This window comes from Stenotrophomonas sp. Steno-Z2 (genome assembly GCF_056393235.1).
Genome location: NZ_JBWJOY010000002.1, coordinates 165,830 through 190,961 on the forward strand (window position 1 = coordinate 165,830; position 25,132 = coordinate 190,961).

At 70.1% G+C, this 25,132-nt stretch carries 25 protein-coding genes; 9 read left to right on the top strand and 16 right to left on the bottom strand.

What is annotated here, in order from left to right; translation table 11 throughout:
• Nucleotides 1–124: 124 nt before the first annotated feature.
• On the bottom strand, nucleotides 125–424 hold the full coding sequence (locus tag AC06FP_RS05785) for a hypothetical protein (protein ID WP_478074863.1): 300 nt from the start codon (nucleotides 422–424) through the stop codon (nucleotides 125–127).
• A gap of 111 nt (nucleotides 425–535) precedes the next feature.
• Here AC06FP_RS05785 and ftsY point away from each other — a divergent pair, with 111 nt between their 5' ends.
• The 3 genes from ftsY to AC06FP_RS05800 all read left to right on the top strand — a co-directional run bounded on the left by ftsY (nucleotide 536) and on the right by AC06FP_RS05800 (nucleotide 3,258).
• Nucleotides 536–1,753: a signal recognition particle-docking protein FtsY gene (gene ftsY, locus AC06FP_RS05790; protein WP_478074864.1), complete on the top strand. Its 1,218-nt coding sequence runs from the start codon at nucleotides 536–538 to the stop codon at nucleotides 1,751–1,753.
• A gap of 152 nt (nucleotides 1,754–1,905) precedes the next feature.
• The gene (gene mutY, locus AC06FP_RS05795) at nucleotides 1,906–2,952 is read left to right on the top strand and encodes an A/G-specific adenine glycosylase (RefSeq protein WP_478074865.1); all 1,047 of its coding nucleotides are present in this window, start codon (nucleotides 1,906–1,908) and stop codon (nucleotides 2,950–2,952) included.
• 30 nt (nucleotides 2,953–2,982) lie between these two features.
• Nucleotides 2,983–3,258 (top strand): oxidative damage protection protein, encoded by a 276-nt coding sequence (locus AC06FP_RS05800; RefSeq protein ID WP_456119187.1) that lies wholly within the window; start codon nucleotides 2,983–2,985, stop codon nucleotides 3,256–3,258.
• Nucleotides 3,259–3,308: 50 nt separating this feature from the next.
• On the opposite strand, the gene AC06FP_RS05805 is transcribed toward AC06FP_RS05800, so the two are convergent.
• The 10 genes from AC06FP_RS05805 to AC06FP_RS05850 all read right to left on the bottom strand — a co-directional run bounded on the left by AC06FP_RS05805 (nucleotide 3,309) and on the right by AC06FP_RS05850 (nucleotide 10,221).
• Nucleotides 3,309–3,767, bottom strand: a complete 459-nt coding sequence (locus AC06FP_RS05805; protein ID WP_478074866.1) for a DUF6491 family protein — start codon at nucleotides 3,765–3,767, stop codon at nucleotides 3,309–3,311.
• Between the two features lie 121 nt (nucleotides 3,768–3,888).
• Nucleotides 3,889–4,599, bottom strand: coding sequence for a lipoprotein-releasing ABC transporter ATP-binding protein LolD (gene lolD / locus AC06FP_RS05810; protein ID WP_478074867.1), 711 nt, complete (start codon nucleotides 4,597–4,599; stop codon nucleotides 3,889–3,891).
• On the bottom strand, nucleotides 4,592–5,833 hold the full coding sequence (locus AC06FP_RS05815) for a lipoprotein-releasing ABC transporter permease subunit (RefSeq protein ID WP_456119184.1): 1,242 nt from the start codon (nucleotides 5,831–5,833) through the stop codon (nucleotides 4,592–4,594). The genes lolD and AC06FP_RS05815 overlap by 8 nt, the downstream gene beginning before the upstream one ends.
• Before the next feature lie 44 nt (nucleotides 5,834–5,877).
• The gene (locus tag AC06FP_RS05820; RefSeq protein ID WP_478074868.1) at nucleotides 5,878–6,306 is read right to left on the bottom strand and encodes a hypothetical protein; all 429 of its coding nucleotides are present in this window, start codon (nucleotides 6,304–6,306) and stop codon (nucleotides 5,878–5,880) included.
• Nucleotides 6,257–6,511 carry an FAD assembly factor SdhE gene (locus tag AC06FP_RS05825; RefSeq protein WP_478074869.1) on the bottom strand — a complete coding sequence of 85 codons (255 nt, stop codon included), beginning with the start codon at nucleotides 6,509–6,511 and terminating at the stop codon, nucleotides 6,257–6,259. The genes AC06FP_RS05820 and AC06FP_RS05825 overlap by 50 nt, the downstream gene beginning before the upstream one ends.
• A gap of 112 nt (nucleotides 6,512–6,623) precedes the next feature.
• Entirely contained in the window at nucleotides 6,624–7,409 is a 786-nt protein-coding gene (locus AC06FP_RS05830; protein WP_456119181.1) for a succinate dehydrogenase iron-sulfur subunit, read from the bottom strand.
• An 18-nt stretch (nucleotides 7,410–7,427) separates the two neighbouring features.
• Complete coding sequence (sdhA, locus tag AC06FP_RS05835) at nucleotides 7,428–9,218, bottom strand: succinate dehydrogenase flavoprotein subunit (RefSeq protein WP_433851373.1); 1,791 nt, start codon at nucleotides 9,216–9,218, stop codon at nucleotides 7,428–7,430.
• A gap of 3 nt (nucleotides 9,219–9,221) precedes the next feature.
• Complete coding sequence (sdhD, locus tag AC06FP_RS05840; protein WP_456119180.1) at nucleotides 9,222–9,605, bottom strand: succinate dehydrogenase, hydrophobic membrane anchor protein; 384 nt, start codon at nucleotides 9,603–9,605, stop codon at nucleotides 9,222–9,224.
• Entirely contained in the window at nucleotides 9,602–9,994 is a 393-nt protein-coding gene (sdhC, locus tag AC06FP_RS05845) for a succinate dehydrogenase, cytochrome b556 subunit (RefSeq protein ID WP_433851371.1), read from the bottom strand. The genes sdhD and sdhC overlap by 4 nt, the downstream gene beginning before the upstream one ends.
• Before the next feature lie 53 nt (nucleotides 9,995–10,047).
• The gene (locus tag AC06FP_RS05850; protein WP_456119179.1) at nucleotides 10,048–10,221 is read right to left on the bottom strand and encodes a DUF1674 domain-containing protein; all 174 of its coding nucleotides are present in this window, start codon (nucleotides 10,219–10,221) and stop codon (nucleotides 10,048–10,050) included.
• Between the two features lie 39 nt (nucleotides 10,222–10,260).
• On the opposite strand from AC06FP_RS05850, the gene ygfZ reads away from it, so the two are divergent.
• Nucleotides 10,261–11,121: a CAF17-like 4Fe-4S cluster assembly/insertion protein YgfZ gene (gene ygfZ / locus AC06FP_RS05855; protein ID WP_478074870.1), complete on the top strand. Its 861-nt coding sequence runs from the start codon at nucleotides 10,261–10,263 to the stop codon at nucleotides 11,119–11,121.
• Nucleotides 11,122–11,176: 55 nt separating this feature from the next.
• On the opposite strand, the gene AC06FP_RS05860 is transcribed toward ygfZ, so the two are convergent.
• Nucleotides 11,177–12,271 (bottom strand): ABC transporter ATP-binding protein, encoded by a 1,095-nt coding sequence (locus tag AC06FP_RS05860; protein ID WP_478074871.1) that lies wholly within the window; start codon nucleotides 12,269–12,271, stop codon nucleotides 11,177–11,179.
• A 350-nt stretch (nucleotides 12,272–12,621) separates the two neighbouring features.
• On the opposite strand from AC06FP_RS05860, the gene zwf reads away from it, so the two are divergent.
• From zwf to eda, 5 genes are all read left to right on the top strand, one after another.
• Nucleotides 12,622–14,061: a glucose-6-phosphate dehydrogenase gene (zwf, locus tag AC06FP_RS05865; RefSeq protein WP_456119176.1), complete on the top strand. Its 1,440-nt coding sequence runs from the start codon at nucleotides 12,622–12,624 to the stop codon at nucleotides 14,059–14,061.
• Complete coding sequence (glk, locus tag AC06FP_RS05870) at nucleotides 14,058–15,065, top strand: glucokinase (protein WP_478074872.1); 1,008 nt, start codon at nucleotides 14,058–14,060, stop codon at nucleotides 15,063–15,065. The genes zwf and glk overlap by 4 nt, the downstream gene beginning before the upstream one ends.
• Complete coding sequence (gene pgl / locus AC06FP_RS05875) at nucleotides 15,062–15,778, top strand: 6-phosphogluconolactonase (RefSeq protein ID WP_478074873.1); 717 nt, start codon at nucleotides 15,062–15,064, stop codon at nucleotides 15,776–15,778. The genes glk and pgl overlap by 4 nt, the downstream gene beginning before the upstream one ends.
• A 154-nt stretch (nucleotides 15,779–15,932) precedes the next feature.
• Nucleotides 15,933–17,849: a phosphogluconate dehydratase gene (gene edd, locus AC06FP_RS05880; RefSeq protein ID WP_478074874.1), complete on the top strand. Its 1,917-nt coding sequence runs from the start codon at nucleotides 15,933–15,935 to the stop codon at nucleotides 17,847–17,849.
• Between the two features lie 43 nt (nucleotides 17,850–17,892).
• Nucleotides 17,893–18,552 carry a bifunctional 4-hydroxy-2-oxoglutarate aldolase/2-dehydro-3-deoxy-phosphogluconate aldolase gene (eda, locus tag AC06FP_RS05885; RefSeq protein WP_478074875.1) on the top strand — a complete coding sequence of 220 codons (660 nt, stop codon included), beginning with the start codon at nucleotides 17,893–17,895 and terminating at the stop codon, nucleotides 18,550–18,552.
• Between the two features lie 258 nt (nucleotides 18,553–18,810).
• Here the strand turns inward: eda and AC06FP_RS05890 are convergent, their stop codons facing one another.
• The 4 genes from AC06FP_RS05890 to AC06FP_RS05905 form a co-directional block, all read right to left on the bottom strand.
• Nucleotides 18,811–21,939 (bottom strand): discoidin domain-containing protein, encoded by a 3,129-nt coding sequence (locus tag AC06FP_RS05890; protein ID WP_478075292.1) that lies wholly within the window; start codon nucleotides 21,937–21,939, stop codon nucleotides 18,811–18,813.
• A 211-nt stretch (nucleotides 21,940–22,150) separates the two neighbouring features.
• Complete coding sequence (locus tag AC06FP_RS05895) at nucleotides 22,151–22,987, bottom strand: carbohydrate ABC transporter permease (protein WP_478074876.1); 837 nt, start codon at nucleotides 22,985–22,987, stop codon at nucleotides 22,151–22,153.
• Nucleotides 22,984–23,865, bottom strand: a complete 882-nt coding sequence (locus AC06FP_RS05900) for a carbohydrate ABC transporter permease (RefSeq protein ID WP_478074877.1) — start codon at nucleotides 23,863–23,865, stop codon at nucleotides 22,984–22,986. The genes AC06FP_RS05895 and AC06FP_RS05900 overlap by 4 nt, the downstream gene beginning before the upstream one ends.
• Nucleotides 23,862–25,130, bottom strand: coding sequence for a sugar ABC transporter substrate-binding protein (locus AC06FP_RS05905; RefSeq protein WP_456119424.1), 1,269 nt, complete (start codon nucleotides 25,128–25,130; stop codon nucleotides 23,862–23,864). The genes AC06FP_RS05900 and AC06FP_RS05905 overlap by 4 nt, the downstream gene beginning before the upstream one ends.
• Nucleotides 25,131–25,132 lie beyond the last annotated feature (2 nt).

Consider the following 25,132-nt stretch of genomic DNA (forward strand, 5'->3'; position numbering starts at 1 on the left):
AGCCGCGTAATGCCGGGCCGTGTGCGGTTCCGCGCCTCTGGCGGCAGATGCATTGCCCCCTCCCCATCGGGCGGCTCGCCGTACGGCCTGGCGGGCCCGCCAGGTTGGCTTCCGCAGGAAGGAATCACGCGAACGCGTCGAACAGCGTGCCCAGCATCGCGTTGTTGCGCCGGATCACCACGGCGTTGGCGGCGAAGGCGACCTCATAGGTCCTGGCCGACAGCAGGTCGGCGGCCAGGTCCGGGGCGGCCTCGCCGGTGGTCACCTGCGCACTGGCCCCTCCGCCGGAAACCGTCTGCACGGCCAGCACCTGCCGCGGCCCCACCGGCTGTACCGGCTGCACGGCGATGTTGTGCGCGGCCACGCGTACGCCCATCACGGCCACGCGCATGCCGGAGGCGGCAATGGAGGAAATCGCGTTCATGCCACGACATCGGCCCGGAATGCGCCGACTTTAGCCGCTTCACGGCCCCTGCGGACCGGCCGGCGCCAGCGCCGGTGGTAGCATGTGCCCCTGCCCCGGTTTTTCTCATCCATGCTCAGTTTTTTCCGTCGCAAGAAGCCCCAGGACGCCCCTGCGGTCGGCAAGCCCCCGCAGTTCAGCGCCGATGAGCTGACCTCCGCCATTCCCTCGCCCGCCGAAGAACAGGTCCCCGCGCCGGAGGAAGCCGTCGCGCCCCCTGCCGGCAGCGCGGTGCCCGCGGTCGAGCCCGGCGTGGCTGAACCTGCTTCCGTCGAGCCTGCCGCGACCACCGCGCCGCCGGCCGCGACGGCCGTGCCGGAAAGCGACGCCGGGCTGATCCCCGCCAATGCCGCGCCGGCGGCCCCGGCCGGCAAGCCCGGCTGGCGCGACCGCCTGCGCAACAGCGCCTTCGCCCGCAGCTTCGGCGGCCTGTTCTCGCGCAACCCGCGGCTGGACGACGACCTGCTCGACGAGATCGAGACCGCGCTGCTGACCGCCGACGTCGGCGTACCGGCCACCACGGCGCTGGTCGAGGACCTGCGCAAACGCATGAAGTCGCGCGAATTCGCCGACGCCAACGCCCTGCTCGCCGCGCTGCGCGCCGACCTGATCGCGCTGCTGCAGCCGGTGTCCCGGCCGCTGGTCATCGACGCCAATGCCAGGCCGTTCGTGATCCTTACCGTCGGCGTCAACGGCGTCGGCAAGACCACCACCATCGGCAAGCTGGCCAAACGCTTCAAGGACCAGGGCCACAGCCTGATGCTGGCCGCCGGCGATACCTTCCGCGCCGCCGCCGTGGCGCAGCTGCAGGTCTGGGGCGAGCGCAACGGCGTGGCGGTGATCGCGCAGGGCCAGAACGCCGACGCCGCCTCGGTGGCGTTCGACGCGCTGCAGGCCGGCAAGGCGCGCGGCACCAGCGTGCTGATCGCCGACACCGCCGGCCGCCTGCACACCCAGGCCGGGCTGATGAACGAGCTGAGCAAGATCCGCCGCGTGCTCGGCAAGATCGACGACACCGCGCCGCACGAGGTGCTGATGGTGATCGACGGCACCACCGGCCAGAACGCGCTGAACCAGCTGCGCCAGTTCCACGCCGCCGCCGGCGTCACCGGCCTGGTGGTGACCAAGCTCGATGGCACCGCCAAGGGCGGCGTGGTGTTCGCGCTGGCGCGCGAGTTCGGCATCCCGATCCGCTTCGCCGGCATCGGCGAGCGCCCGGAAGACCTGCGCGTGTTCGACCCGGAAGCCTTCGTCGACGCGCTGCTGCCCGAAGCACTGGGCGCGGCCTGAGCCCCTCTCCCACCGGGAGAGGGGTTGGGGTGAGGGGGAGCGAAGCCCTCGCGATGCCTGGCCTCACGAGGCTTCGCCCTTGCCCTCATCCGCCCCTTCGGGGCACCTTCTCCCGGTGGGAGAAGGAACACCACCCCGCCCCGCGATCGCCCATGACCCATTTCGCCACCCGCCTGCTCGGCTGGTTCGACCAGCACGGCCGCCACGACCTGCCCTGGCAGCATCCGCGCACGCCATACCGGGTGTGGCTGTCGGAAATCATGCTGCAGCAGACCCAGGTCGCCACGGTCATCCCCTATTTCCAGCGCTTCGTGCAGTCGTTCCCGACCCTGCCCGACCTGGCGGCGGCCGACAACGACACGCTGATGGCGCACTGGGCCGGGCTGGGTTACTACGCCCGTGCGCGCAACCTGCATGCCGCGGCCACGCGCTGCGTCGAACTGCACGGCGGCGACCTGCCGCGCGACCTGGACGCGCTGCTGGCGCTGCCCGGCATCGGCCGCAGCACTGCCGGCGCCATCCTCAGCCAGGCCTGGAACGACCCGTTCCCGATCATGGACGGCAACGTCAAGCGCGTGCTGACCCGCTACCACGGCATTGCCGGCTACCCCGGCCTGCCCGCCGTCGAGAAGCCGCTGTGGGCGCTGGCCGCGCAGCACGTGGCGCAGGTGCCGCAAGGGCGCATGGCCGACTGGACGCAGGCGCAGATGGATTTCGGCGCCACCCTGTGCACCCGCGCCAACCCGGCCTGCATCCTGTGCCCGCTGCAGGACGGCTGCGCGGCGCATGCGCGGGGAATGGTGGATGCGCTGCCCACGCCCAGGCCCAGCAAGGTGCTGCCCGAACGCGAGGCCAGCGCCCTGCTGCTCGAGGACGGCCAGGGCCGCATCCTGCTGTGCAGGCGCCTGCCCACCGGCATCTGGGCTTCGCTGTGGACGCTGCCGCAGGCCGATACCGACGCCGACCTGCGCGCCTGGTTCGCCGCCAACATCGAGGGCGACTACGACGGCGCGGCGGAGCTGCCGCCGATCGTGCACACCTTCAGCCACTACCGCCTGCACCTGCAGCCGCTGCACCTGCGCAAGGTCGCCCTGCGCCCACGGGTGGGCGACAATGACGACCTGCGCTGGGTCGCCCGCGCCGAACTGGCCTCGCTGGGCCTGCCGGCGCCGATCCGCAAGCTGCTCGACCGCCACTGAGGCGGCCCGCTCCACCGACAGGAACACCGCATGCCCCGCTCCGTCTTCTGCCAGTACGAACAACGCGAAACCGAAGGCCTGGACTTCGTGCCCTACCCCGGCGAACTGGGCCAGCGCATCTTCGCCAACATCGGCAAGCAGGCCTGGGCGGCGTGGCTGGCGCACCAGACCATGCTGATCAACGAGAACCGGCTGTCGCCGCGCGACCCGAAGCACCGCGCGTTCCTGGAAGAGGAGCTGGTCAAGTTCCTGTTCGGCGGCGGCGCGGAAAAGCCAGCCGGCTACGTCGCACCCGAAGCCCCCTGAAAACGAAGGAGGGAACCGCTGCCGGTTCCCTCCCCTTCACCATGGCGCGGTCAGTTGCCGCCCTGGTCCTCGGCGCGCGCCTCGAGCTTGGCTTCGCGCAGTTCCTTTTCCGAAGCGCGCAGCGCCTTCACGTCCAGCGGCTGGATGGTGTCAATCCGGCATGGGATAGGCGCCATGCCCGGACTGCCGCCGCGCACGATCACCCGGTCGAACTTGGCCGATACCCGGCCCATCATGTTGGTCACGCTGATCGCCGGCGCATAGGACAGATCCATGCACGGGCCGCTCAGGCTCAGCAGCCAGGCCTCGCTGGGCTTGGTCCAGACCGCCAGCGCGCTGTCGCCCAGCTCGGTCCAGCCGTTGAGCGAACCGAAGTACTGGAAGTCCTTGACCGGCGCGCCGGCATGGGCGCGGTACAGCTCCAGCCGCTCGCTGCTGGAAAGCCTGCCGGTGGTGGCGCAGCCGGCCAGGGCCGCCGCGGCCAGTAAAGCGATTGCCAGACGTTTCACGACACACCTCCTGTTCGGGAATACGCCGCCATCTTGCACCGCGGCCGGGGCGGCGCAAGCGCGGCTCCCGTCCCCGTTCAGCCGGCGTGCCGGATCGGATGCGCCGCCTGCGGGCGTGCGCTCAGACCTCGGCGCGTGCCAGTGGATGCAACCGCGCCTCGCGCAGTTCCAGTACCCGGTCCAGCCTGCGGGCCAGGCTGCGGTCGTGGGTCACCAGCACCAGGCTGGTGCGATGCGCGCGGTTCAATTCCAGCATCAGCTCGAACACCGTGGCGGCGGTCTTGTCGTCGAGGTTGCCGGTGGGTTCGTCGCCGAGCACGCAGCCCGGCTGGTTGACCAGGGCCCGCGCCACCGCCGCGCGCTGGCGCTCGCCGCCGGACAGCTCGCCCGGCTTGTGCTCCAGGCGGTGGCCCAGCCCCACCGATTCCAGCAGCGCGCGCGCGCGCTGCCCGGCGCCGGCCACGCTGGCGCCGCCGAGCATCACCGGCATCATCACGTTCTCAAGCGCGGTGAATTCGGGCAGCAGGTGGTGAAACTGGTAGACGAAACCCAGCGAGGTGTTGCGCAGGCGGCCGCGCTCGGCGTCGGACAGCGCCGACATGCGCTGGCCGGCCACGTAGACCTCGCCCGCGGTGGGGACGTCCAGACCGCCCAGCAGGTGCAGCAGGGTGCTCTTGCCGGCGCCGGACGCGCCGACGATGGCGACCGTCTCGCCCGGCGCCACGTCCAGTTCCAGCCCGTCGAACACCGGCGTGCGCATGCGCCCCTCGGCGTAGGTCTTGGCCAGCCCTTCGGCGCGGATCACCGATTCCATGTTCGCGTTCTCACTCATAGCGCAGCGCCTCCGCCGGCTGGGTGCGCGCCGCGCGCCAGGCCGGGTACAGCGTTGCCAGGAAGCTCATCAGCAGCGCCACCGCGGTGATCACCACGATGTCGCCGGTCTGCATGTCGGTCGGCAGGCCGGTGATGTAGTACACGTCCTCCGGCAGCAGCTTGATGTCGAAGGCCGACTCGATCAGGCCGAGGATGCGCTCCAGGTTGAGGGTCAGGCTGATGCCGCCGATCACGCCGGCCACCGTGCCCATCAGGCCGATCAGGCTGCCCTGCACCATGAACACCTGCATCACCCCGCCCGGCGTCAGCCCCAGCGTGCGCAGGATGGCGATGTCGGCCTGCTTGTCGGTGACCAGCATCACCTGCGAGGACACCAGGTTGAACGCGCCCATGGCCACGATCAGCGACAGCAGGATGCCCATCACCGTCTTTTCCATGCGCAGCGAGTGGTAGAGGTTGGCGTTCTCCTGGGTCCAGTCGCTGACCCGGTAGTAGCCTTCCAGGTTCAGCGCCAGGTCGCGCGCCACCGTATAGGCCTGGTCCATGTCGTGCAGTTTCAGGCGCACGCCGGTCACGCCGTCCACGCGCAGCACCCGCTCCAGGTCCTGCATGTTGACGAAGGCCACGCCGCGATCGATTTCGTTGGAACCGGCCTCGAAGATGCCGCTGACCTTGAAGCGCTTGGTGCGCGCCATCGCGCCGACCGGGGTGCCCTGGATCTCGGCCAGCGTCGCCACCACGCTGTCGCCCACGTCCACGCCCAGCCACAACGCCAGTTCCTTGCCGAGCAGGATGTTGAACCCGCCCGGCTGCAGGCTGTCCAGCGAGCCCTTCTGCATCTTCTGGCCCAGCACCGACACCTTCGGCTCCTGCGCCGGGTCGACGCCCTGCACGATCGCGCCCTGCACGCGCGGGCCGGCGAGCATGCCCTGGATCTCGATGTAGGGCGCGGCGCCGGCCACGCGCGGGTCGCGCATCGCCACGTCCACCGCATGCTGCCAGTTGCGCATCGGCTCCCCGTCGGCGCTGACGGTCGCATGGGCCGACATCTGCAGCAGGCGGTCGCGGATTTCCTTCTGGAAACCGCTCATCACCGCCAGCGTGGTGATCAGCACCGTCACCCCGAGCGCGATGCCCAGGATCGAGGCCATGGAAATGAAGGAGATGAAGCCGTTGCGGCGCTTGGCCCGCAGATAGCGCAATCCGATTGCGACAGGTAAGGGTCTGAACATGCGCGTATGCCGATGGAGTGGCGCCATGTTGCCATCCCCGCCCGCTAACGGGAAACGGCGCCGGCGCGCACGGCCAGTCGCAGTTCACGTCGCCGTGCGCGCGGCAGCGTATCGGGCCAGAACAGCAGTTGCCCGCGCCGGTTGCCCTCGCGCCAGCGCAGCACCAGCAGCGGGCCGCGCTCCAGCAGTTCCAGCGCGTCGACCGCGATTCCGTCCACGCTGGGCGGGGCCGGCGCCGCCGGGACCCGCAGTTGCCGCACCGGCTGGCGCAGCCCGCGCCGCGCCATGCACAGGCCGCCGCAGGCGGCCAGCAGCGCGGCCGGCCAGGCGAGCGGGCGCTGGAGTTCGCAGTTCAGCAGCGCGACGGCGGCCAGCAGGCCGAGCAGGCGCAGGGCGCCGGCCTGCCAGCGCGAGGGCCGCCACTCACAGTGGAAGGGTGCGGATGTATTCCAGCAGGGCGGCCTGCGGCGCATCGGGGCAGGCCTCGTAGCCCATGGACCAGCGCCACAGCTTGTCGTCCTCGGTTTCCAGAAGCTGCAGGAAAACCGCGCGTTCGGCTGTCGGCGCCTGCCCCCAGCGCTGGTCGAGATAGCGGCCGAACAGCTGATCCAGCTCGCGCATGCCGCGCCGGCAGCGCCAGCGCAGCTTCTTCAGTTCGATGTCGTCTTCGGGGCTCATCGCTCACCTGCCGATGCCACGACCTCGCCGTGGCGGAAACGAAAACGGCACCGGCCCGAAGGACCGGTGCCGCCATGGCCGCGATGCGCGGGGCATCGCGTGGGCCGGCGCATCAAGCGCGGCGCGCCATCATCAACTTCTTGATCTCGGCGATCGCCAGCGCCGGGTTCAGCCCCTTCGGGCAGGTCCGGGCGCAGTTCATGATGGTGTGGCAGCGGTACAGCTTGAACGGATCTTCCAGGTCGTCCAGGCGTGCGCCGGTGTCCTCGTCGCGCGAGTCGATGATCCAGCGGTAGGCCTGCAGCAGGATCGCCGGGCCCAGGTAACGCTCGCCGTTCCACCAGTAGCTCGGGCAGCTGGTCGAGCAGCAGGCGCACAGGATGCACTCGTACAGGCCGTCGAGCTTCTTGCGGTCTTCCGGCGACTGCAGGCGCTCGCGGTCCGGCGGCGCCGGGGTCTGGGTGCGGATCCACGGCTTGATCGAGGCGTACTGCGCGTAGAAGTGGGTCAGGTCCGGCACCAGGTCCTTGACCACTTCCATGTGCGGCAGCGGGTAGATCGGCACCTCGGCCTTGGCGCAGTCGGCGATGGCGCGGGTGCAGGCCAGCGTGTTGGTGCCGTCGATGTTCATCGCGCACGAACCGCAGATGCCCTCGCGGCAGGAGCGGCGGAAGGTCAGGGTCGGGTCGATCTCGTTCTTGATCTTGATCAGCGCGTCCAGGACCATCGGGCCGCACGCATCGAGGTCGACCTCGTAGGTGTCGGTACGCGGGTTCTGGTCGTCGTCCGGACTCCAGCGGTAGATCTTGAAGGTGCGCAGGTTCTTGCCGCCGCCCTTGGCGGGGAAGTGCCTGCCCTGGGTGATCCGGGAGTTCTTCGGGAGTGCAAATTCAGCCATGTTCGTAGGTTCCCCGGATCAGTAGACGCGCGGCTTCGGCGGCACGACGGCGACGTCGTCGGTAAGCGTGTACATGTGCACCGGACGGTAGTCGAAGCTGCACTTGCCCTTCTCGTCGACGGTGACCAGCGTGTGCTTCTGCCAGTTGACGTCGTCGCGCTCCGGATAGTCCTCGTGCGCATGCGCGCCGCGGCTTTCCTTGCGCTGTTCGGCCGAGTTGATGGTGGCCACGGCGTTGAGCAGCAGGTTGTTGAGCTCGTAGGTCTCGATCAGGTCCGAGTTCCAGACCAGCGAGCGGTCGGACACCTTGACGTCCTGGAACGAGTCGAACACCTCGGCCATCTTTTCGCAGCCCTCGGCCAGCGTCTTGCTGGTGCGGAACACGGCGGCGTCGGCCTGCATCGTGCGCTGCATGCGGTCGCGGATGACGGCGGTCGGGGTGTCGCCATTGGCGTGGCGCAGCTTGTCCAGCAGGCCCAGCGCCTTGTCGCAGGCGTCGGAGGCCAGGGTCTTGTGCGGCGCGCCCGGCTTGATCGTCTCGGCGCAGCGGTTGGCCACGGCGCGGCCGAACACCACCAGGTCGAGCAGCGAGTTGGAGCCCAGGCGGTTGCCGCCGTGCACCGACACGCAGGCCGCCTCGCCGATGGCGTACAGGCCCGGCACCACCGCATCGGGGTTGTCGCCGACCTTGCGCACCACTTCGCCGTGGTAGTTGGTCGGGATGCCGCCCATGTTGTAGTGCACGGTCGGGATCACCGGGATCGGCTGCTTGTGCACGTCGACGCCGGCGAAGATGCGCGCGCTCTCGGCGATGCCCGGCAGCTTCTCGTCGATCACGCCCGGGCCCAGGTGGGTCAGGTCGAGCAGGATGTGGTCCTTGTGTTCGCCGACGCCGCGGCCTTCGCGGATCTCGATGGTCATCGAACGCGACACCACGTCGCGCGAGGCCAGGTCCTTGTAATGCGGCGCGTAGCGCTCCATGAAGCGCTCGCCGCTGCTGTTGCGCAGGATGCCGCCTTCACCGCGGACGCCCTCGGTGATCAGGCAGCCGGCGCCGTAGATGCCGGTCGGATGGAACTGCACGAACTCCATGTCCTGCAGCGGCAGGCCGGCGCGGGCCACCAGGCCGCCGCCGTCGCCGGTGCAGGTGTGCGCCGAGGTGGCGCTGAAGTAGGCGCGGCCGTAGCCGCCCGTGGCCAGCACCACGCCGTGGGCGCGGAACAGGTGCAGGGTGCCTTCGGCCATGTCCAGCGCCAGCACGCCGCGGCAGACGCCTTCCTCGTCGAAGATCAGGTCGAGCGCGAAGTACTCGATCATGAACTGCGCGTTGTGCGCCAGCGACTGCTGGTACAGCGTGTGCAGCATGGCGTGGCCGGTACGGTCGGCGGCGGCGCAGGTGCGCTGCGCGGACGGGCCCTCGCCGTACTTGGTGGTCATGCCGCCGAACGGGCGCTGGTAGATCTTGCCGTCCTCGGTGCGCGAGAACGGAACGCCGTAGTGCTCCAGTTCGATCACCGACGGGATGGCCTCGCGGCACATGTATTCGATGGCGTCCTGGTCGCCCAGCCAGTCGCCGCCCTTGACGGTGTCGTAGAAGTGGTAGCGCCAGTCGTCCTCGCCCATGTTGGCCAGCGCGGCGGCGATGCCGCCCTGCGCCGCGACGGTATGCGAGCGGGTCGGGAAAACCTTGGTGATGCAGACGGTCTGCAGGCCCTTCTGGGCCAGGCCGAAGGTCGCGCGCAGGCCGGCGCCGCCGGCGCCGACGACCACCATGTCGACCTTGTGTTCAATGATGTTGTAAGCGGACATGTATCAGTTCCCAAGCGCGACGCGGGCGACCGCGAAGATGCTGACGATCGCGCCGAGCACGGCGACGAACTTGACCGTGGTCTGCAGGGCCAGTGCCATCAGCGAATTGTGGATGTAGTCCTCGAGCACGACCTGCAGGCCGAGCTGCGCGTGCCAGAACATGGCGACCAGGAAGCCGACCAGCGCGATCGCGTTCCACGGCTTGGCCACGGCGGTGACGGCGGTGACATAGTCGGCGCCGACCAGGCTCAGCACGAAGCACAGGAACCACAGGGTCAGCGCGACCAGCGCGGTGGCGGTCAGGCGCTGGTGGATGAAGTGCATGGTGCCGGACTTGGCGCTGCCCAGACCGCGTGCGTTCTTCAGGGGGGTGCGGAAATTGCTCATGCGGCGCCTCCGAAGCTGACATAGGCCCAGACCAGCGCGGTGATGACCAGCGAGCCGATCACCGACAGCCAGCTGCTGCGGATGAAGGCCGGCTTGCTGTAGCCGATGGCGAAGTCCTGGATGATGTGGCGGATGCCATTGCACAGGTGGTAGGCGAAGCACCAGGTCCAGCCGAACAGGATCACCTTGCCGTACCACGCGCTGGCGTGGGTGGTGAAGCAGTTCCAGGACTCGGGGCCCATCATCAGGGCGAGCAGGCCGCCGGCAATGATCAGGGCTCCGACGGACAGAACGATGCCGGTGGCTCGATGCAGGATCGAGGTGGCCATCTGGATCTGCCAGCGATACACCTGCAGGTGCGGAGAAAGGGGGCGGGGTCTGTTCGCCATTCGCTGACTCGTTATCTCGGCTGGGCGGCGGTTGCCGCGTTGGCTGACGCTGCTCAGAAATCGATGCAGCGACCGTTTTTCTCCCAATCGCCGTAACGCACCGGATCAAGTCCGCCGCGTCCGCCGATTTCCTGCGGCACCGATCCGGCCTCGGGAAGCGGCTGCTTCTCCGGTTCCGGCGGGGCTTCGGTTCCGTCCTCGGGAGTGGGGGTTGTTTGGCCTATCATGATCGGTCTCGCAACGCACAAATTTTAGTCCCCGTTCACGTGTCTGACAACCTCGCCCCTCTTTTCAGCGGTTTGCGCACACTGCGCCAGCCCCAGGTGCTGGGCCTTTCCGGCCCGGATGCGCTCGCCTTCGCCCAGGCCCAGTTCGCCAACGACGTGCCGTCGCTGGCCGACGGCCACTGGCAGTGGAACGCCTGGCTGACCGCCAAGGGCCGGGTGCTGGCGGTGTTCCAGCTGCTGCGCCTGGACGCCGAGCACCTGCTGCTGGTCTGCCACGACGGCGGCGCCGAGGCGATGGCCGGGCAGCTGCGGCGCTTCGTATTCCGGCGCAAGGTCGCCATCGCCCCTGCCGCAAACCTTGCCGTCGAGGCTGCCTTCCAGCCGCCATCGCAGGCGCAGGGTGCCGCGCTCGCCCGCCTGGGGGATGGCGCCATCGAGCTGGACGTCGGCAGCGGCGCCTGCCCGCGCACGCTGCGCCTGGCCGAAGCGGGCAACGCGCCCCATGAAGAGGCGGCGGAGCTGGCCTGGCGCCAGTCGGACCTGCGCTTCGGGCTGCCACGGCTGGACGACGCGCAGCGCGAGCAGTGGACGCCGCAGCAACTGGGGCTGGACCGCCTTTCCGCCTACAGCGTGAAAAAGGGCTGCTATCCCGGCCAGGAAATCGTGGCCCGCACCCACTTTCTGGGCAAGGCCAAGCGCTCGCTGGTGCTGCTGCATGCCGGTACGGTCATCGCCGCGGGCGATGCGGTGACGCAGGGCGGCGCCAACGTCGGCACCGTTGCCAGCAGCGCCGGCGCGCTGGCATTGGCGGTACTGCCGCTGGACCTGCCCGACGGCGCACTGGAAGTGGGCGGCGGCAACGCCGTCCGCCTCGACCTGCTCGACGGCCTGGCGCGCTGATGCGGCAGGCCGCCGGCGCCGCGGGCTGGAGTTCCAATACGGCGTAGCAGGTCCGCTACGCCCCGGGCTCCAGGCGCAGGCCGCTGGCCGCGTCGAAGAAATGCAGGGCCGCGGGCGCGACCGCCACCTCGATCCCCTCGCCCACCGCGGGCAGCGCCTGCGGCGCCACCCGCATCACCAGCGGCCACGCGCCGTGGCGCAGGTTCACGAACATCTCGTTGCCGACCGGCTCGATGCTCTCGATGAGCGCGCCGAACGTTGCTTCGCCGGCCGCCGGCTGCAGGTGCTCCGGGCGGATGCCCACCACCACGTCGCGCCCCGACCAGTCCGGCGGTATCGGCGGGCGGCCGAGCGGAACCCGCCGGCCTTCGCCCACGTCCAGTTCGAAGTACCCGTCCGCGACGGCCCGCAGCGCCCCGCGCAGCGTGTTCATGGCCGGGCTGCCCAGGAACCCGGCGACGAACAGGTTGGCCGGGCGCTCGTACAGCGCCATCGGCGTGTCGATCTGCTGGATCACCCCGTCGTTGAGCACCACGATGCGCTGCCCCAGGGTCATCGCCTCGACCTGATCGTGGGTGACGTAGATCATGGTCGTGCCCAGCGTGCGGTGCAGCTGCGCGATCTCGGTCCGCACCGAATGGCGCAGCTTGGCGTCGAGGTTGGACAGCGGCTCGTCCAGCAGGAACACCGCCGGCTCGCGCACCAGCGCGCGCCCCAGCGCCACGCGCTGGCGCTGGCCGCCGGACATCGCCCGCGGCAGCTTGTCGAGCATCCCGCCCAGGCCCAGCATGTCGGCGGCGGCCTGCACGCGGCGCACGATCTCGGCCTTGTCGTGGCCGCGCAGCTTCAGCCCGAAGGCCAGGTTCTCGGCCACGGTCATGTGCGGGTACAGGGCGTAGTTCTGGAACACCATGGCGATGTCGCGGTCCTTCGGCGCCACGTCGTTGACCACGCGCCCGCCGATGGACAGCGTGCCGGCGCTGATCTCCTCCAGCCCCGCCACCATGCGCAGCAGGGTGGACTTGCCGCAGCCCGAGGGGCCCACCAGCACCATCAGCTCGCCGTCGGCGATGTCGAAACTGGCCCCGTGCACGGCGACCTGGCCGTTGTCGTAGACCTTGCGTACTCCGTCGAACCGCACGTCCGCCATCGTCTGCCTCATTCAATCCGGACGCGCCCGTGGCGACCGGCGAAGTGGATGGCGACGCCTTGCCGCCAACGCGGCCGGGACGACCGCTGCCGAATACGAATACAGTGGAAACATTCTGCCACGCAAACGTTTTCCCATGGCACCATCAACGGCTCGCGGCAGCGCCCGTGGAAACCCACGCCGGCCCTCCTCCGCGCGCCCGGGCCGCCTTCCCTCCGAGCCTGTCCCGTCCCGCTCACCCGGGCCCGGTGCAGGTGCGGTCGCGGGCTGCGGAACGCTCACCGGAACAGCAACCAGAACATAGAGAAGGGCGATTGACAACGATGTCACCAGACCACGAAACTCGAGCCATGCACGACACCCTCCTCCTGTTCGGTGCCACAGGCGATCTGGCCCAGCGCTATCTGTTCCCGTCCCTGTTGCGCCTGCTGGGCGACGGCCTTCTGCCCGAGGATTTCCGGGTGCGCGCGATGGCGCTGTCGCCGCATGACACCGAGAAATTCCGCGACGTGCTGCGGCCGCGGCTGGAGCAGGCGCTGCCGCAGGCCAGCCTGGACGACATCAACAACCTGCTGCGGCGCATCGACTACCGCTCGGTGGACCTGCGCGACCCCGGCTCGATCGCCGACGCGGTGCGCGAATTCAACGACCGCCGCTGCGTGAGCTACCTGTCGATTCCGCCGGGCCTGTACATCTCCACCTGCGAGGGCCTGGCCCAGGGCGGCGCGCTGTCGGCGCCGCACCGGCTGATGCTGGAGAAGCCGATCGGCTCGGACAGCGCCAGCGCCGAGCAAATCCTGCGTTCGATCGGCGCCCTGATCGACGAGGACCGCGTATTCCGCATCGACCACTACCTGGGCAAGGCGGCGGTGCAGAACCTGATGGCGCTGCGCTTCGGCAACACCCTGCTGGAGGCGGTGTGGAACCGCAACTACATCGAATCGGTGCACATCATGGTGGCCGAGAGCGATGGCGTGGACGGCCGCGATTCGTATTACTCGCGTTCCGGCGCGATGCGCGACATGGTGCAGAGCCATATCCTGCAATTGCTGTGCCTGGTGGCGATGGAGCCGCCGGCCTCGCTGGAAGCCGACCGCATCCGCGACGAGAAGGTCAAGGTGCTGCGCGCGCTGCGCCCGCTCGACGCGCGCCATGCGGCCAAGGACAGCGTGCGCGGCCGCTATACCGCCGGCACCATCAACGGCCAGCCGGCGCAGGCCTACCAGCCGCCGGAAGGCAGCGAGGCGGAGACCTTCGTCGGCGTCACCGCGCACATCGACAACTGGCGCTGGGCCGGCGTGCCGTTCCACCTGGTCACCGGCAAGCGCCTGCCCGAGCGCACCACCCGCATCGAGGTCAACCTCAAGCCGGTCACCCACTGGCTGTTCGAGCGCCCCGACCGCCGCCACGCCCAGCCCAACCGGCTGACCTTCCAGCTGCAGCCGCAGGAGAACATCCAGCTGGGGCTGATGAGTTCGCTGGCCGGCCCGGAATGGGGCGCGCTGGAACTGCAGCCGCTGGAGCTGGAACTGTCGGTGCCGACCGGCCTGCACCGCCGCATCGCCTACGAGCGCCTGTTCCTGGACGCGTTCAACGGCAACCATGCGCTGTTCGTGCGCGACGACGAAGTGCGCGCGGCCTGGGCCTGGATCGACAGCGTCAGCGATGCCTGGAAGGCCGCCAACCTGCCGATGGAACCGTACCCGGCCGGCAGCTGGGGCCCGGAGCAGTCGCACCTGTTCCTGCCCGCGGCCATCGTCGCCGACACCCGTTCGGGCAACGCGTCGTGAGCGGTCCCGCGGCACACGTGCTGGTCGCCGACATCGGCGGCACCAACGCGCGCTTCGCACTGGCCGACACCACCGCCGCCACGCCGCTGGACCAGGACAGCATCGGCGAATACCCGGTGGCGCGCTTTCCTTCGCTGGCCGAAGCCGCCGCCTGCTACCTGCAGGAGCGTAGCGCCGAGGTCCGCAGCGGCGTGTTCGCCGTGGCCGGGCGCGTGGACGGCGACGAGGCCCGCATCACCAACCATCCGTGGGTGATCTCGCGCTCGCGCACCGCGGCGCAGCTGGGCATGTCGCGGCTGCACCTGATCAACGACTTCGTCGCCCAGGCGATGTCGGTGGCCCTGCTGCGCCCGGCCGACGTGGTCCAGGTCGGTGGCGCCGGCTGGCAGCCGGCCGCGCTGTCGGTACCGCGCAACTACTGCGTGATCGGCCCCGGCACCGGGCTGGGCGTGGGCGGTCTGCTGGTGCGCGACGGCCGCTGCTATCCGCTGGCGACCGAAGGCGGCCACGCCAGTTTCGCGCCGACCACGCCCGAGCAGATCCGCATCCTGGAAATCCTGACCCAGCAGTTCGGCCGCGTCTCCAACGAGCGACTGATCTGCGGCCCCGGCCTGGTCAACCTGCACCGCACGCTGAGCGAGATCGCCGGCCAGGACCCCGGGCAGCTGCAGCCGGCGCAGGTCAGCGAACGCGCCGCCGCCGGCGACCCGGTCGCCATGCGGGCGATCGAGGTCTTCATGGACATCTTCGGCGCCGTCGCCGGCGACGCCGTGCTGGTGCAGGGCGCCTGGGACGGCGTGTTCCTGACCGGCGGACTGGTGCCGCGGCTGCTCGGCCCCCTGCAGCATTCCGGCTTCCGCAGCCATTTCGAGAACAAGGGCCGCTTCACCGCGACGCTGTCGCAGGTGCCCTCGCTGGCCATCGTCCACCCCTGCCCCGGCCTGCTCGGCGCGGCCGCCTACGCGCTGGACCTGGAACAGGCCCCCACCGGAGCCTCCGCATGAGCGACCTTTCCGAACGCCTGACCCTGGTGCGCCATTCCGACGAAGAGGCGTGGACCGAGAGCGTGGCCCACGAAATGGCGACGATCCTCGGCCACGAGATCGGGCAGCGCGGCCGCGCGCGCATGCTGCTGTCCGGCGGCACCACGCCGGCGCCGGTCTACGAAATGCTGGCCGAGCAGCCGCTGGAGTGGGCGCGGGTGGAAGTCGGCCTGGCCGACGAACGCTGGCTGTCGCCGCAGGACCGCGACAGCAACGCCTGGCTGGTGCGCCACAGTTTCCTCAACCAGGCCGAAGGGGCGCATTTCGACCCGCTGGTGCGCGTGGGCAAATCGCTGGCCGAATGCGTGCACGACGCCAACCTGCAGGCCGAGCATTCGCAGCCGGCCTGCCTGGTGGTGCTGGGCATGGGCAACGACGGCCATACCGCCTCGCTGTTTCCCGGTTCGCGCGACCTGGAGCGCGCCCTGCAGGGCAACAAGCCATACGCGGCGCTGGACGCCAGCGGCTGCCCGGTGGCCAGGGACTGGCACCTGCGCATCACCCTGACCCCGCGCGGGCTGGCGTCCATCGGCAACCGCCTGCTGCTGCTGCGCGGCAGGCAGAAGCTGGAGGTGCTCGAAGCCGCGCTCGCCTCCGGCGACGTGCACCGCTACCCGGTACTGGCCGCCATCGACGCGCCCGGCACGAAACTGCGCGTGCACTGGTGCGCGTGAAGGCCGGGAACGGGGAACAGGGAGGCGGGAATGGAAGATCGCCTGGTCCGCCCGACACGGAGCCATGATCCAGACCCGGCCTCTCCGTCCACTTTCCCTTGTCCCCTGCCCCGCCGCTCCCGCTTCCCCTTCCCCTTTTCCCGCGCGTAACGCCATGAGCCTGCATCCGAAAATCCACGCCATCACCGAACGCATCCGCCAGCGCAGCGCTCCGTCGCGCGCGGCCTATCTGGCGGGCATCGAGGCCGCGCTGCGCGAGGGCCCGTTCCGTTCGCGCCTGAGCTGCGGCAACCTGGCCCACGCCTTCGCCGCCTGCGGCCCGACCGACAAGGGCCGGCTGCGCGGCGACGTCACCGCCAACCTGGGCATCATCACCGCCTACAACGACATGCTCTCGGCGCACCAGCCGTTCGAGCATTACCCGCAGCTGATCCGCGATGCCGCGCGCGCGCTCGGCGCCACCGCGCAGGTCGCCGGTGGCGTGCCGGCGATGTGCGACGGCGTCACCCAGGGCCGCGGCGGCATGGAGCTGTCGCTGTTCTCGCGCGACATCATCGCCCAGGCCACCGCCATCGGCCTGAGCCACGACATGTTCGACACCACGATCCACCTGGGCGTGTGCGACAAGATTGTGCCGGGCCTGCTGATCGGCGCGCTGGCGTTCGGCCACCTACCGGCGGTGTTCGTGCCGGCCGGGCCGATGACGCCGGGCATCCCCAACAAGAAAAAGGCCGAGGTGCGCGAGCGCTACGCCGCCGGCGAAGCCACCCGCGAGGAACTGCTGCAGGCCGAGTCCGACTCCTACCACGCGCCGGGCACCTGCACCTTCTACGGCACCGCCAACTCCAACCAGGTGCTGCTGGAAGCGATGGGCGTGCAGTTGCCGGGGTCGTCCTTCGTCAACCCGGAACTGCCGCTGCGCGATGCGCTGACCCGCGCCGCCACCGAACGCGCGCTGGAAATCTGCGCGCTGGGCGACGACTTCCGGCCGCTGGGCCGGCTGATCGACGAGCGCGCCATCGTCAACGCCATCGTCGCGCTGATGGCCACCGGCGGCTCCACCAACCACACCATCCACTGGATCGCGGTGGCGCGCGCGGCCGGCATCGTGCTGACCTGGGACGACATGGACCAGCTCTCGCAGATCGTGCCGCTGCTGGCGCGCGTCTACCCCAATGGCGAGGCCGACGTGAACCGCTTCGCCGCCGCCGGCGGGCCGGGCTTCGTGTTCCGTGAACTGATGGACGCCGGCCTGATGCATGACGACCTGCCCACGATCGCCAGGGGCGGCATGCGTGCCTACGCGCAGGAACCGCGGCTGATCGACGGCAGGCTCGTCTATGCGCCGGCCGTCGCGCAGAGCGCCGACGCCGAGGTGGTGCGCCCGGCCGCCGAGCCGTTCGAGGCCCAGGGCGGGCTGCGCCTGCTCAAGGGCAACATCGGCCGTTCGCTGATCAAGCTGTCGGCGGTGAAGCCGCAGTACCGCACGATCGAGGCGCCGGCCGTGGTGGTGGACGCGCCGCAGGCGCTGAACAAGCTGCACGCCGCCGGCGCCCTGCCGCAGGATTTCGTCGCCGTGGTCCGCTACCAGGGGCCGCGCGCCAACGGCATGCCGGAACTGCATTCGCTGGCGCCGCTGCTGGGCCTGCTGCAGAACCAGGGCCGGCGCGTGGCGCTGGTCACCGACGGACGCCTGTCAGGCGCCTCGGGCAAGATCCCCGCCGCCATCCATGTCACCCCCGAAGCCGCACGCGGCGGCCCCATCGCCCGCATCCGCGAAGGCGACATCATCCGCCTGGACGGCGAGGCCGGCACGCTGGAAGTGTTGGTGGACGCCACCGAGTGGGCGGCGCGCGGCGTCGCCCCTAACACCGCGCCGGCCGGCACCGACCTGGGCCGCAACCTGTTCGCGATGAACCGCCGCGTGGTCGGCCCGGCCGACCAGGGCGCCATCTCGATTTCCTGCGGCCCGGCGCGGCCCGATGGCGGCGTGTGGGAATACGATGCCGAATACGAGCTCGGCCATGACGCCGCCGCGGCCGCGGCCCCGCACGAAGCCAAGGACGCCTGACCTTCGCGGGCCGGGTCGCGGCCCGCTCCACCGGAACAACGCCATGACCATCGCCCAGCACCAGGACCGCGCCGAACAGCTGCTCACCGCTGCCGGCATCCTTCCCGTCGTCACCGTCCACACCCTCGATCAGGCGCGCGCGGTCAGCGCCGCCCTGCTGGAGGGCGGCCTGCCGGCCATCGAACTGACCCTGCGCACGCCGGTGGCGATGGACGCGCTGGCCATGCTCAAACGCGAGCTGCCCGACGTGGTGGTCGGCGCCGGCACGGTGCTGAGCGTCGAACAGATGCGCCAGGCCATCGACGCCGGCGCCGATTTCCTGGTGACCCCGGGCACGCCGGCGCACATGGCCGACGCGCTGGCCGACGCGCCGCTGCCGGTGGTGCCGGGCGCCGCCTCGCCCACCGAACTGCTGGCGCTGCTGGCGCGCGGCTTCCGCATCTGCAAGCTGTTCCCGGCCACCGCCGTGGGCGGGCTGGCGATGATCAAGGGCGTGGCCGGCCCGATCCCCGAACTGAAGCTGTGCCCCACCGGCGGCATCACCGAAGCCACCGCGGCCGACTACCTCAGCCAGAAGAACGTGGTCTGCATCGGCGGCTCGTGGATGGTGGCCGACGCCTGGATCCGCAGCGGCCAGTGGGACGAGGTGCGGAAATCCGCCGCCGCCGCGGCCGCCATCGTGCGTTCGGTGCGCGCCGGCTGAAGCCGCGCCGCAGGCGCGGGCCATCCACGGCACATCACACGCCCCGTTCGCAGGAACGGGGCGTTTCTGTTGCCGGGTACGGCACGGCGTCGCCGGCCGCCCTTGGGTTCATTCTGACTTGGCACCGGCAAGATGTCGCATCGGCCGTGGCGCCCCCTTCCCTACAACCGGAGCGACCGAACGAGGCGCTGCACGAGAACGCCAGCCGCGCCCTGCCCCCAGGTTGAGCCGCTTGGAGCCACCGCGGCGCGGCCCGCCTCAGCGCCGGGCGCGTTCGCCGCGCCGCAGCTCCGCCGGAATCCCGATCTCCACCGTCGCCGGCAACGCGGTGATCCGCAGCTCCCCGCCCGACCACGCGGCAGGTTCGCCATTGATGCGGGCCTCGCCCGGAGCGCCTTCGTACGGCCACGGCAGCACCAGCCCGCCTGCCGGCAGGCGCAGGCCGTCGCCGACCTTCAGGGTCAACTGCCGGTCGCCGCGCACCAGCGAATACCGCAGCGGGCCGTACGCGGTGCGCAGCCCGTCGATGGCGACGCCCTTGCCCGCCAGCCATGGCGCCGGCACGCCGGCGGCGAGCACGATGGCGTCGTCGATCTCGCGTTCGTAGGCGAACATGTCCAGCGCCGAGCGCACGAAGTCCGAGGCGACCCAGGCATGCGGCAGGTCGCCGACGAAGAACGGCGTGCGCGGCGTCGAGGACACCACTTCGGCCCACTGGTTCCAGGCCGGCGGCGCGCGGTCCTTGAAGAAGAACGCGCTGGCCTCCCACGCGCGTTCGCGCCAGCCCAGGCGCACGAAGGCGCCGACGTTGCGCCACTCGTACGGGGTGTAGTCCTTCCATTGGCGCCCGCCGTCGCGGCGTTCGACGAACTGCCGCCAGTAGCGTTCGAAGGTGTTGTCCAGCGCCGGTTGCGGCAGGCGGCCCTGCTCGCCGCCCGGCGCCAGCGCGATGGTGGTCGAGGTCGCGTCGAAATCGCCCAGTTCCACCGAGCCCGGCAGGTAGTCGATGCGGTGCGCGGCCATGGCCGCGTGCAGCGAGTCGTACAGGTCCTGGCGGAACTGGTCGCGCGATCCGGCCATGGCCTGCGCTTCGGTTTCCAGCCCCAGCGCCGCGGCCATGGCGGCCGCATCCTTGTAGCCGCGCAGCGCCCAGAAATCGTCCCAGTACGAATGCACCGGCTTGGCCGAATAGCCCTCGTGGCTGATCGAGGCCGGCATCAGCCCATAGAAACCCGGGTTGCGCGCGCGGTTTTCCTCGGTGCGCTCGCCCAGCCGCAGGTCTTCCATGTAACCCCAGGCCGCCAGCACATGCGGCCACATGCGCTGCAGGAAGTCTTGGTCGCCGGTGTGGCGCCAGTATTCGGCGATGGCGTGGATCAGCTCGCCATGGCTGTCGTTCTCCGGCACCGGGTCGCTGCCGCGCGCGTCCACGCAGCACGGCACCATGCCGCTGTCGAACTGGTACGGCGCATACCACTCCAGGTACTGCCGCACCGCGTCGTCGCGGCCCAGGCGCAGCAGTCCTTCGGAAATCATCGCGCCATCGCGGATCCAGCTGCGCGCATAGGAGCGCGTGCCCGGCTGCAGGCTCGGCCCCACCCGCGAGATCAGCATGTGCGCAAGCGCGGTGCGCAGCGTGTCGGCCAGCGGCTGGCCGGCCTCGGGCAGCTGCAGCCGCACCTGGTCCAGCTTCTGCCGCCACATCGCCGCGACCTGCTGCTGCGCCGTGTCGGCATCGAAGCTCCCCGGCATCGACCAGGCGCCGGTCTGCGGCAGCACCAGCGCGACCTCGCGGCTCTGCCCCGGCTCCAGCTTCCACGTGTAGAGCATCGCACCGGACGCCAGCCCGGTCGGGTCGTTGACCTCGCGCGTGCCCGGCAGGGTCTTGTCGGCCAGGTGGGTGACGTCGAGCTTGCTGTCGAACGCGCTGGCGAACGCGGCATCGGGCGGCGTCGCGGCGAACACCCGCGGCTGGCCGTTGACCGCCACCTGCCCGCCCTGGATCGCCAGCCGCTCGATCCGGCTCACGCCGCCGACCGTGTTGAGGAACTGGCTGGGCGGGTTGACCTGGAACGGCCGCACCGCCAGCGCCAGCCGGTACTCGTGCGCCACCTTGTCCGGGTTGTGCAGGCGGTAGCGGGCCACCAGCTGCGCCTGTTCGGGGCGGCCCTGCACGAAGCCGGTCACCTGCAGGTCGAACTTTTCATGCTTCCAGTCGACGGTGGGCACCGGCAGGTAGCCGTCCTGCAGGCGCTGCCCGGTGGTCACGTCGGCCCAGCCCAGCACCTTGCCGTCCAGCACCACGAACGGTTCGATGCTGAAGCCGGCGCGCGCCGCTTCCAGCGCGCCGTCCTCGCTCATCAACGCCTGCTCCTGGCCGCCATCCAGGCCCAGCAGGGTCCAGTACGGCTGTTCGCCGCTGAAGCCGCGCGGCAGCGACCCGCGCGGCAGGTCGCGCGCCACCGAGCGCACGAAATCGTTGGGCGTGCCGGCGAAGTCCAGCGGCTTCAGGCTGATGTCGCGGATGCCATAGCGCCAGCTGGGGCCGTCGACCAGGTCGAAGCGCAGGTAGCGCGCCTCGGTCTCGGGCAGGGCCAGCCAGTCGCGCCCGCCGCCGCCGGCGGTCACCTCGCGCAGCTTGTGCCAGTCGCGGCCGTCGCTGGAGGCCTGCACCGTGTAGCGCGACGCCTCCAGCCCCGGCACCCACTGGATCACCGCGCCGCCGAACTCGCGCACCTTGCCCAGGTCCAGGCTGACGGTCTGCTGCTTGACCCCGCCGCTGATCCACACGGTGTCCGGCCTGCCGTCGGCGATGCGCTGCTGCAGCGCGGTCGCGGTGTCGGCGATGACGCTGGCGGTCAATGCCGAGTCGTCCTCCTTCGGCAGCGGCTGCAGCGTCAGCTGGTCGAAGCAGACCGTGCCCTTGCCGCCGACCTTGCTGTAGATGGTGAATTCCACCGCCGCGCTGCGGCGCAGGACCTTGTCCTGGTCCGGCCCCCAGGCCTTCTCGATGTGGCGCCTGCGGTAGTTCACCCGCGTCCAGTTCTTCGGGAAGCTGTAGCCGGTGCGGTTGACCCACCACACGTTGTCGCCGCTGGCGTCGATCAGCTTGAACTGCAGGTCGTTGGCCGGCGAGTCGCCGCGCAGGCCGAACGACACCTGGTAGTTTTCCGGCCAGGTCACGTCCAGCCGGCGGCGGATGCCGGCGTAGCCGGAGACTTCGTGGAAGTCGTAGTCCAGGCACAGCGCGCGGCCGGCGTTGCCGCTCACCGGCCGCAGCGAGCCGCTGACCTGCGGCGAGGTGATCAGCTGCCAGGCGCCGATGTCGTCGAACTTCGCCAGCACCCGGCTTCCGCCCTCGGCCGCCCGTCCATTGCCAGCCAGCATGGCGGTGGAAAGCAGCAGGAGGGCGGGAAACTTGTTCATGGGGGATGTTCTCGGTGCGGGGTCGGCGGCCGTTGCAGGATTTTCGCAGAACTGAAGGCCGGTGCAGGCGGTGCTCCGGCGACTTCAGGCCGCCCTCCCTGGCGCGGCGCCGCCGGTTCCGCAACGCCCTGCCCGGCCCTCCGGGGCCGGGCGTTCGCCGATGCGCGCCGGCTCACCCCTTCACGCTGCCCAGCAGCAGGCCCTGGATGTAGTAGCGCTGCAGCAGCAGGAACAGCAGCAGCACCGGCAGCACGGTGATCACCGCGCCGGCCATCATCATCTCCACGTCCATGATGTGCTCGCGCGAGAGCGAAGCCAGCGCCACCGGCAGGGTGTAATGCTCCTGGTCGGTAAGCACGATCAACGGCCACATGAAGTCGTTCCACGCGCCCATGAAGGTGAAGATCGCCAGCGTCACCAGCACCGGCTTGAGCATGGGCAGCACGATCTGGAAGAAGATGCGCGCTTCGCTGGCGCCGTCGATGCGCGCGGCCTCCAGCAGTTCATCGGGGATCGAGCGCGCGTACTGGCGCACCAGGAAGATGCCGAACACGCTGGCCAGCGCCGGCACCACCACCCCGCCCCAGGTGTTGACCAGCCCCAGTTGCTTCATCAGCAGGAACAGCGGCAGCATCGCCACCTGCGCCGGGATCACCAGCGCCGCCAGCAGCGCCTGGAACACCCGCTCGCGGCCGGCGAAGCGCAGCTTGGCGAAGGCGTAGCCGGCCAGGGTGTTGAACAGCAGCGAGCCCAGGGTGATGGCCGCGGACATGCCCAGGCTGTTGAGGAAATTGCCGGCCATGCCGGTGCGCGCGAACAGCTGGCGGTAGTTGTCGGCGGTGAACTGGCCCGGCAGCAGCGGCGGCGGGAACTGCGAGGCCTGCCCGCTGGGCATGAACGACACCGACACCATCCATGCCAGCGGCGCCAGGCTGACGAAGGCCAGCAGCAGCAATGCGCCGTTGATCCACCAGCCCCAGGCGCGCGACTGGCCTATCTCGCCGCTCATACCAGCTCCCTGCGCTTGCCATGGCGCAGCATCAGCGTGGTCACGCCGAGGATGATCAGGAACAGCAGGAACGCCACCGCCGAGGCACGCCCCAGGTTCCACCACTTGAAGCCTTCCTCGAACATGAAATACAGCACGCTCACCGTACTCTGCAGGGGATCGCCGCGGGTCATCACGTAGGGCTCGGCGAACAGCTGGAAATAGCCGGACACGGTGATCACCCCGACCACCAGCAGCACCGGCCCGAGCATCGGCAGGGTGATGTGCAGGAACTGCCTCCAGCGCGAGGCGCCGTCGATGCGCGCGGCCTCGTACAGGTCGCGCGGGATGGCCTGCAGCCCGGCCAGGAAGATCACCATGTTGTAGCCGAAGTTCTTCCACACCGCGAACAGGATGATGGTCGGCATCGCCCAGTGCGGGTCGCCCAGCCAGTCCACCGGATCGATGCCGGCCTGGCCCAGCGCCCAGTTCACCAGGCCGTAGCGGGTATGGAACAGGTAGCGCCAGATCACCGCCACCGCCACCAGGGTGGTCACCACCGGCGCGAACAGCGCGGTGCGGAACAGGGCCTTGAAGCGCGCCACCGGCGCATTGAGCAGCATCGCCGCGCCCAGCGACAGGGCGATGGACAGCGGCACGCCCAGCACCACGAAGTACGCGGTGTTGCCCAGCGATTTCCAGAACATCGGCGTGCGCAGCAGGTCCAGGTAATTGTGCAGACCGACGAAGCGCAGGTTGTGCGCATCGGCCAGCGCGTACAGGTCGAAATCGGTCAGGCTCAGCGCCAGCGCCGACAGCACCGGCAGGCCGAAGAACACGCCGATGACCATCAGCGCAGGCGCGGCGAACACCCAGCCGACGAGCGGGCGCCGCTTCATCGTGCGGCCTCCGCCTGCGCCTGCTGCCCGACGATCCAGCGCCGCTTGGCCAGGATGTCGTCCACGCGCGCATCCAGCCGTCTCACCGCGGTGTCCTGGTCCAGCCCGCCGCGCACCACCTGCTCGGTGACGATGCGCATCTCCTGGGCGATGCGCTCCCATTCCAGCACCTTGGGCGTGGGCCTGACCCGCTCCAGCTGTTCGCCGAACGCGGCGGCCAGCGGATCATCGGCCAATGCCGCGCTCTTCCACACGCTGCGGCGCGGCGGCAGGTCGCCGATGATGGCGTGGAACCGCTGCTGCACCGCCGGCCGCGACAGGAATTCGATCAGTTTCCAGGCCGCCTGCTTGTGCCGGGACGACTGGAAGATCACCAGGCTGGTGCCGCCGGCGATGCCGGCACCCGGGCCGTGCGGCCCCGGCAGCGGCGCGGTGCCCCACTCGCCCTCCAGCGACGCCGGCTGGCGTTGCCGGAACTCGCGGATGTTCCAGGGCCCGGACAGGTAGAACACGGTGAAGCCGCGGAAGAATTCGTCCCATACGTTGGAGATCTGGGTTTCGGACATCTTCGGCGCCCAGCCCTGCTCGAACAGGTTGGCGTAGAAGCCGAGCGCGCGGCGGAAACCGGGGCTTTGGAAATTGCCGCGGGTGTCGTGCTCGCGCAGCAGTGCATCGTCCTGCTGCAGGGCCAGCGACAGCTGCGGCTCGAACTCGTTGAGCGGCATCAGCACCGGGTAGCGGTTCGGCCCGATCACCTGCTTGAGCGCCGCGTTCATCCGTTCCCATTCGTCCCAGTCGCGCGGCGGGTGGTCGTAGCCGGCCTGGCGCAGCAGGTCCTTGCGGTAGAACAGCAGCCGCGTATCCACGTACCAGGGAATGCCGACCAGCTGCCCGTCGACCATGTTGGTGTCCCAGATGCCCGGGAAGTAGTCGGCGGGCACGACCTCGCGCGAGGCGGCCACGTAGGGTTGCAGCGGCGTGAGCGACCCCAGGGTGGCGAATTCGGGAATCCAGGTGTTGCCGAGCTGGCAGAGGTCCGGCAGCCCGTCGGCCGCGTAGGCGGTCAGCAGCTTTTCGTGCGCCGCGGTCCACGGGATGTTCTGCACCTCGACGCGGATGCCGGGATTCTCCGCCTCGAACTCGCGCACCAGTTCGCCGACCACCTCGGCCTCGCGCCCCATCGCCCAGAAGCGCAGGGTGATGCCTTCCTGCGGGCGCGCGCAGCCAACCAGCAGGACCAGGCACAACAACGCGGGCAGGCGCAGCA

Coding starts and splice junctions, on each gene's coding strand:
- eda (WP_478074875.1), top strand. CDS start 17,893: ATGACCATCGCCCAGCACCAGGACCGCGCCGAACAGCTGCTCACCGCT.
- zwf (WP_456119176.1), top strand. CDS start 12,622: ATGCACGACACCCTCCTCCTGTTCGGTGCCACAGGCGATCTGGCCCAG.
- AC06FP_RS05850 (WP_456119179.1), bottom strand. CDS start 10,221: ATGATAGGCCAAACAACCCCCACTCCCGAGGACGGAACCGAAGCCCCG.
- ftsY (WP_478074864.1), top strand. CDS start 536: ATGCTCAGTTTTTTCCGTCGCAAGAAGCCCCAGGACGCCCCTGCGGTC.
- AC06FP_RS05815 (WP_456119184.1), bottom strand. CDS start 5,833: ATGTTCAGACCCTTACCTGTCGCAATCGGATTGCGCTATCTGCGGGCC.
- AC06FP_RS05860 (WP_478074871.1), bottom strand. CDS start 12,271: ATGGCGGACGTGCGGTTCGACGGAGTACGCAAGGTCTACGACAACGGC.
- sdhA (WP_433851373.1), bottom strand. CDS start 9,218: ATGTCCGCTTACAACATCATTGAACACAAGGTCGACATGGTGGTCGTC.
- AC06FP_RS05830 (WP_456119181.1), bottom strand. CDS start 7,409: ATGGCTGAATTTGCACTCCCGAAGAACTCCCGGATCACCCAGGGCAGG.
- AC06FP_RS05820 (WP_478074868.1), bottom strand. CDS start 6,306: ATGCGCCGCAGGCCGCCCTGCTGGAATACATCCGCACCCTTCCACTGT.
- AC06FP_RS05890 (WP_478075292.1), bottom strand. CDS start 21,939: ATGCTGGCTGGCAATGGACGGGCGGCCGAGGGCGGAAGCCGGGTGCTG.
- sdhD (WP_456119180.1), bottom strand. CDS start 9,605: ATGAGCAATTTCCGCACCCCCCTGAAGAACGCACGCGGTCTGGGCAGC.
- lolD (WP_478074867.1), bottom strand. CDS start 4,599: ATGAGTGAGAACGCGAACATGGAATCGGTGATCCGCGCCGAAGGGCTG.
- sdhC (WP_433851371.1), bottom strand. CDS start 9,994: ATGGCGAACAGACCCCGCCCCCTTTCTCCGCACCTGCAGGTGTATCGC.
- AC06FP_RS05825 (WP_478074869.1), bottom strand. CDS start 6,511: ATGAGCCCCGAAGACGACATCGAACTGAAGAAGCTGCGCTGGCGCTGC.
- mutY (WP_478074865.1), top strand. CDS start 1,906: ATGACCCATTTCGCCACCCGCCTGCTCGGCTGGTTCGACCAGCACGGC.
- pgl (WP_478074873.1), top strand. CDS start 15,062: ATGAGCGACCTTTCCGAACGCCTGACCCTGGTGCGCCATTCCGACGAA.
- AC06FP_RS05785 (WP_478074863.1), bottom strand. CDS start 424: ATGAACGCGATTTCCTCCATTGCCGCCTCCGGCATGCGCGTGGCCGTG.
- AC06FP_RS05800 (WP_456119187.1), top strand. CDS start 2,983: ATGCCCCGCTCCGTCTTCTGCCAGTACGAACAACGCGAAACCGAAGGC.
- edd (WP_478074874.1), top strand. CDS start 15,933: ATGAGCCTGCATCCGAAAATCCACGCCATCACCGAACGCATCCGCCAG.
- AC06FP_RS05900 (WP_478074877.1), bottom strand. CDS start 23,865: ATGAAGCGGCGCCCGCTCGTCGGCTGGGTGTTCGCCGCGCCTGCGCTG.
- AC06FP_RS05895 (WP_478074876.1), bottom strand. CDS start 22,987: ATGAGCGGCGAGATAGGCCAGTCGCGCGCCTGGGGCTGGTGGATCAAC.